The sequence below is a fragment of the Amycolatopsis kentuckyensis genome, from assembly GCF_002155975.1.
In the GTDB taxonomy this organism is placed as follows: Bacteria; Actinomycetota; Actinomycetes; order Mycobacteriales; family Pseudonocardiaceae; genus Amycolatopsis; species Amycolatopsis kentuckyensis.
In genome coordinates, this window is record NZ_MUMI01000736.1 from 1 (window position 1) to 5,925 (window position 5,925).

3 protein-coding genes and 1 pseudogene are annotated in these 5,925 nt (G+C 73.0%); 3 read left to right on the forward strand and 1 reads right to left on the reverse strand.

Features of this window, described 5'->3' with window-relative positions; all coding sequences use genetic code 11:
- The coding region (locus tag CCN39_RS46905; protein ID WP_143264449.1) for a hypothetical protein at window positions 1-1,151 on the reverse strand (1,151 nt) is incomplete at its 3' end.
- 142 nt (window positions 1,152-1,293) lie between these two features.
- Between CCN39_RS46905 and CCN39_RS46910 the strand changes: the two genes are divergently transcribed.
- From CCN39_RS46910 to CCN39_RS46920, 3 genes and pseudogenes are all read left to right on the forward strand, one after another.
- Window positions 1,294-4,317, forward strand: a complete 3,024-nt coding sequence (locus CCN39_RS46910) for a DEAD/DEAH box helicase (protein ID WP_086853576.1) — start codon at window positions 1,294-1,296, stop codon at window positions 4,315-4,317.
- Complete coding sequence (locus tag CCN39_RS46915) at window positions 4,310-5,041, forward strand: SWIM zinc finger family protein (RefSeq protein WP_086853575.1); 732 nt, start codon at window positions 4,310-4,312, stop codon at window positions 5,039-5,041. Before CCN39_RS46910 ends, CCN39_RS46915 begins: the two co-directional genes overlap by 8 nt.
- Window positions 5,042-5,632: 591 nt before the next feature.
- Window positions 5,633-5,925 (forward strand): annotated as a pseudogene (locus CCN39_RS46920) (M15 family metallopeptidase); the annotation flags it as partial.

Consider the following 5,925-nt stretch of genomic DNA (forward strand, 5'->3'; position numbering starts at 1 on the left):
ACGATCCGCATCGCCGCGGCAGGATCGCGCGGGTGCACCAGAGCCGCGACCCGCGCGGGTGTGGCCGGCTCGGTGGCGGTCGCGACGATCAGGCCGGCCGTTTCCTGGTCGGCGTCGCGGGTCACGAGTTCCGCAAGCAGCTTCAGCCGGCCGTCGTCCGACAGGCCGTGGCGGGGCTCGGTCAGTTCCCGCATGACTTCGACCGAGCCGGCCGCGATCGCCGCCGGGACACGCAGTTCCCGCATCGCCGCCGACCGCGCGAGCGTCAGCATCGCCCGGACGCCCAGTGCGGCGTCTCGTTCGCCGATCAGCCGGGCGGTTTCGAGGCGGTCCTCCGGCTTGCCGACGAGGCCGGTGGCCAGGATCGCGAGGTTCTCCTTCGCCCGGGGCGGATCGTGTTCTGCCAGCTCGTCGACCGCCATGAGCTTCCGCTGCGGCCGGCAGCCGTCCCGGGGGATGCGGACGAGGTCGTCCAGCAACGTCCTGGTGGCCGCGGGATCGAGCGCGGACAGCCAGCCCGCCCCCGCGAGCCAGTGGTCGTCCGGCAGCCGGTCACCGCGCAGCGCCTCGCCGAGGACTTCGGTGGCGCGGCCGGTGAAGTTGTTGCCCGGCACGAGGTCGCGCCGGAGCAGCTCCAGCACGAACCGGATGTTCGGGTACCAGTGGTCGTCGCTCAGCAGCCGGTTCAGCCGCCGCTCGACGGCGGCCCGGGACTCCCGCCACCACAGCGCGGCGAGGAAGAGGTGGGTTTCGAGAGCGGGCCACGGCCAGTCCGCGCGCGGCGCGAGGTACTTCCCGGTCCACGGCTGCCACCACCTCGGCCCCCGCGCGTGACGCCGGGCGAGGTGACGCGCGGCGAGGAAGTGCGCCAGCTCCTCGTCGGCGAAGGCAAAACCACGGTCCTCGGCGGTGAACAGCCCGCAACCGGTGAGCAGCCGCACGACCTCGGCCCGATCGGTCCCCCCGAACCGGCGTGAACCGGTCGCCAGGTCGAGAACGGTCCGGGGATCTCGGCGGATCACCCGGGCGTAGGCGATCTCGGAGAGCAGGGCGAGACCGTCGTCGGCGGTCAGCCGCGGTGTGCCGGCGAGCTTTCCCGCGCCCAGCCGGGCGTTCCACTCGAGCTGCTCCAGGGTGTCCCCAGCGGCCATCCCCGTAAGGTAGCGGCCAGCGAGGCGGCCGGTCCAGGACGAAAACGCGACAGTACCGCGGCCGCGGGCGGTGCCGCCGAACCCCACCGGCGCCCGTGCGACGATCAGGGGGAACCCGGATCGGACGAAGGAGACCCAGACCTTGCCCATGGTGCACGCCCTGTGGTCGCCGGGCCGGGGCCTGCTGCTCTGGGCGGAGCACGACCGGGGCCCGGCCGGCACGTCGAGCCGCTCGGTGCGGATCGCGCTTCCGCATCCGTTCGCCGTCTCCAGTGCGCAGCTGACCGCGCTGCATCCCGGAAAGCCCACCTCGGCGACGTTGCTGCTCCCGTCGCGCGCGAACCGGCCGCTCGCCTCCTCCGAGCGGCCGGCGGGCGGCAAGCGGCGTGGCCCGGCGCCGTCGTTGCGGCCGTGGTCGGTCCCGGCGTTGATCGTGGACGCGACCGAGCTGGACGACCTCGACGACTCGGCCTCCTACGGATCCTCGGTGACCTACCTGCGGGCGGTCGCCCGCCTGGCCGCGGACCTGGTGCGGCGCGGGCGGGTGCTGCCGACGCTGGTCCGCCGGGGCGACGCGGCGGAGGCCCGGTGGCGCCCGGTGCTCCAAGGCGTGGACTTCGTCGCGTTCGACGCCCTGGCCGAGGCCATGCCGCCGGTCGGGCGGGCCGAGCAGGTCGCGCCGCTCACCGGGGGCTCGCCGCGCGCGCTCGTCACCGATGCCCTCCACACCCTGGTCGACGCGGCGGCCCGGGACCGGCTGGCGCGGGCGGACCCGCCCGTCGACCTGCGCGGGGACGGGGGAGTGGCCGGGGTGTGGCTGGCCGCTCTGCAGGGCGGTGCTGCCCGCGTCGAGCTGCCGCTGGCCGAGCTCGGGGTGCTGGCCGACGCCGTCGCGAAGTGGGACGAGGTCGCCGACTCCGACGTCGTCGACGGCCGGGCGTGTTTCCGGCTGGCCGAAGTCCGCACGCTGCGTCCGCCGGACGCGGACGATCCCGACGACCAGACCGGCGACGGCACCAAGTGGCAGCTGCAGTTCCTCCTGCGGGCCACGGCCGATCCGAGCCTGCTGCTGTCGGCGGGGCAGATCTGGTCGGGCCAGGCGCACGGGCTGGTCCGGGACCCGAAGGGGCTGTTGGCCGCCGAACTGGGCCGGGCCGCGCTGGTGGAACCGATGCTGGCGCCCGCCCTGCGCCGGACGCAACCCTCCGAGTACGACCTGACCGTCGAGGAAGCCGAGCGGTTCCTCACCTCGGGTGCGACCCGGCTGGTCGAGGCCGGGTTCGAAGTGCAGCTCCCGGCCACCTGGGACGGCCGGCGACGGCTCGGGCTGCGGCTGTCGGTCCGCAGCACGCCCGCCGAGCAGGTCGTCACCCGCAGCCGGGTGGGCCGCGACGAGCTGGCCGGGTTCCGCTGGTCGATCGCGGTCGGCGACGACGAAATCGGCGAGGAGGAGCTGGCGAGGCTCGTCGCGGCGAAGACTCCGCTGGTGCGGCTGCGGGGGAGGTGGATCAGCGTCGACCCCGACCGGCTCCGCGCCGGCCTCGAGTTCCTCCGCCGCGACCCGGACCGGCCCGCCGGGCGCCCCACCGCGGCCGAGCTGCTGGAGCTCGTCCACCTCGGGCCGGCGGCACCGCTCCCGGTCACCGACGTCCACGCCGTCGGCTGGGTCGGGGACGTCCTGGCCGGGCGGGTTCACCAGGCCCTGCGGCCGGTCGGGCTGCCGCCGTCGTTCCGCGCCACCCTGCGGCCCTACCAGCAGCGGGGTGTCGCCTGGCTGGCGTTCATGTCGGCGCTGGGGCTCGGTGCGTGCCTGGCCGACGACATGGGCCTCGGCAAAACCGTCCAGACGCTGGCGCTCGAGGCCGCCGAGCGGGTGGACGGCGATCGACGGCCGACGTTGGTGCTGTGCCCGATGTCGCTGGTCGGCATGTGGCAGCGGGAGGCGGCGAACTTCGCCCCGGACCTCCGGGTCCTCGCCCACCACGGCAGCGCCCGCGCACACGGGGACGCGCTCGCCGGGCAGGTCGCCGCGGCCGACCTCGTCGTCACCACTTACACCACCGCCACCCGTGACGCCGGTGAACTCGAGACGTTCGCCTGGCGGCGGCTGGTGCTCGACGAAGCGCACGCCATCAAGAACGCCGACACCGCGACGGCCAAGGCGGTGCGCCGGTTCCCGGCCGGGCACCGGCTGGCGCTGACCGGCACCCCGGTGGAAAACCGGCTGGCGGACCTGTGGTCGGTGCTGGACCTGCTCAACCCCGGGCTGCTCGGCAGCCGGTTCGAGTTCCGGCAGCGGTTCGCGGCCCCGATCGAGCGCCGGGGCGACACCGCCACGGCCGCCGCGCTGCGCCGGCTCACGCAGCCGTACCTGCTGCGCCGGGTGAAGACCGACCCCGCGATCGTTCCCGAGCTGCCGGAAAAGATCGAAATCCGGCAGGAATACCGGCTCACCCGCGAACAGGGCACGCTGTACCGCGCGGTCGTCGACGAGATGATGACGAAGATCGAGAACAGCCAGGGCATCAAGCGCCGCGGCAACGTCCTCGCCGCCATCACGAAGCTCAAGCAGGTCTGCAACCACCCGGCGCAGCTGCTGCACGACGGCTCCCCGATCGGGCAGCGCTCCGGCAAGGTCAGCCGCCTCGAAGAGGTCCTGGCGGAAATCCTGGCCTCGGGCGACCGGGTGCTGTGCTTCACGCAGTACACCGAGTTCGGGCACCTGCTCGTGCCTCACCTGACGGACCGGCTCGGCACCGAAGTCGCGTTTCTCCACGGTGGCTTGGCGAAAGCGGCGCGAGACGCGATCGTGGAACGCTTCCAGGCCGGCGACGGGCCGCGAATCCTCTTGCTCTCGCTCAAAGCCGGCGGCTCCGGGCTCACGCTGACCGCCGCGAGCCAGGTCCTGCACCTGGACCGCTGGTGGAACCCGGCCGTCGAGAACCAGGCCACCGACCGGGCGTTCCGGATCGGGCAGGGACGCACGGTCCAGGTCCGGAAGTTCGTCTGCCCGGGGACCATCGAGGACCGCATCGACACGGTGATCACCCGGAAACGCGCGCTCGCCGGAATGGTCGTCGGAGAAGGCGAAAGCCGGCTCACCGAACTGTCCACGGACGCGCTGCGCGGGGTGCTCGCGCTGGGGGAGGAGGCGATCGATGACTGAGCCGCTCCCGTGGTGGCCGACCCGGTTCATCCGGGCGCTGACGGCGCTCGGTGTCCTCCTGCCCGCGACGGGCCGGGGGGAGGTCGTGTCCTTGGAGGTCGGCGCCGGGCGCGTCGACGCCGAGGTGCGGGACGGCCGGCCGCACCGGGTGCGCATCGGGCTGACGGCGTTCGGGAAGGCGGACTGGGCGGCGATCACCGCCGCGCTCGCCGCCAAAGCGTCACTCACGGTCCAGCTGCTCGGTGGCGAGCTGCCCCGGGACGTCGAGGAGACCTTCAAGGCGCTGAGGCTGCCCTTGTTCCCCTCGTCGGCGCGGGAGGTGTCGCTGGACTGCACCTGCCCGGTCGCCGAGGTGCCGTGCGGCCACCTGAACGCGGTGTTCTCCGCGCTCGTGGCGCGGGTCGCCGACGATCCGTTCACGATCCCCGCGCTGCGCGGCCGCGACCGCGAAGCGCTGCTCGAGGAGCTGAAGAACCGGCTCATCTCGGCCGAGCCACCCGGCCCCGGCGACGGGTCCCCGGCCCTGACCGACGTCATGGACACCTTCTTCGACGGTGGCCGGGCGCCGGGCCTGGCCGGCGCGGCGCGCCTGCACGGGCCGCGGACAGTGTTCGACGCGCTGCTGGACCAGGCCCCGCCGTTCGCGATCACGGTGGGTGGGGAAGACGTCGCCGAGGTGCTTCGGCCGGTGTACCGGGCACTCACCGGGGAATCCGGCACCTAGTGCCGCGCGTCCGAGGTGGCGCCCCGGAGCCGGCTTGACCAATGCGCGACTCCGGACAACGACGCGCGACACCGGGTTCGGGGCTCGGCCGCGGCCGAGCCATTGTGGACGGTCGCCGGATATGCCCGGTTCGCGAATGCGCTTTCCCGGGCGCCGGTCCGCACTTCGATGCCTCCCTGGTGGTGATTCCGCAGGTCGCGGCACGATGCGCGGAGGTTCCCGTTTCCGGGAACCCTTCGGGCAGGGGTAAAACGTTTCGGGGCGCTTGACGCCGTCCGGTCGCCGCTGGCACGGTCGGCCTGGCGAGAGTGCCTCACCAGCTGGGGATGGCAGAGGTGACGATTCCGGCACTCTCGGTGACTGGGGATGGTTCGTGGGGGAAGGCGACTTGTTGTTGCGTGACGTCGGCGTGGGCGCGGAAACGGATTTCCTCGGCGGCCGGGAACTTTCCGCGTGATTTTTCCGGGTGCTGAATCCATCTCGTGGAAGCCGGTTCCCATCCACTGACTCTGCGGGTGCGTCCATTCCGGTCGTTCATCGACGGGCGTTTTCTTCTGTCGCGGTCAAATCGAGAGAAAGTGGGCTTTCGTAGTGAAGCTGAGCACCAGACTTCTTGCCGTCGTCACGTTCGCGCTGTCGGCAGTCGTCACCGTGGCCACGCCGGCTCCGGCGGCCACCGGCATCCAGACCATAGAACTCGCCGCGCCGGCGGGGAGCGGTCTGGCGCCCTATGTCGCCGTCATCAAGCCCGTCACCGCCGAGCGGCTCGGGAACAGCTGGCGCGCTGGGTGCCCGGTCGGCCCGGACCAGCTGCGGCTGATCAACCTGAGCTTCCTCGGCTTCGACGGGGCCGTGCACCGGGGCGAACTGGTCGTCAACGCCGA

Coding starts and splice junctions, on each gene's coding strand:
- CCN39_RS46915 (WP_086853575.1), top strand. CDS start 4,310: ATGACTGAGCCGCTCCCGTGGTGGCCGACCCGGTTCATCCGGGCGCTG.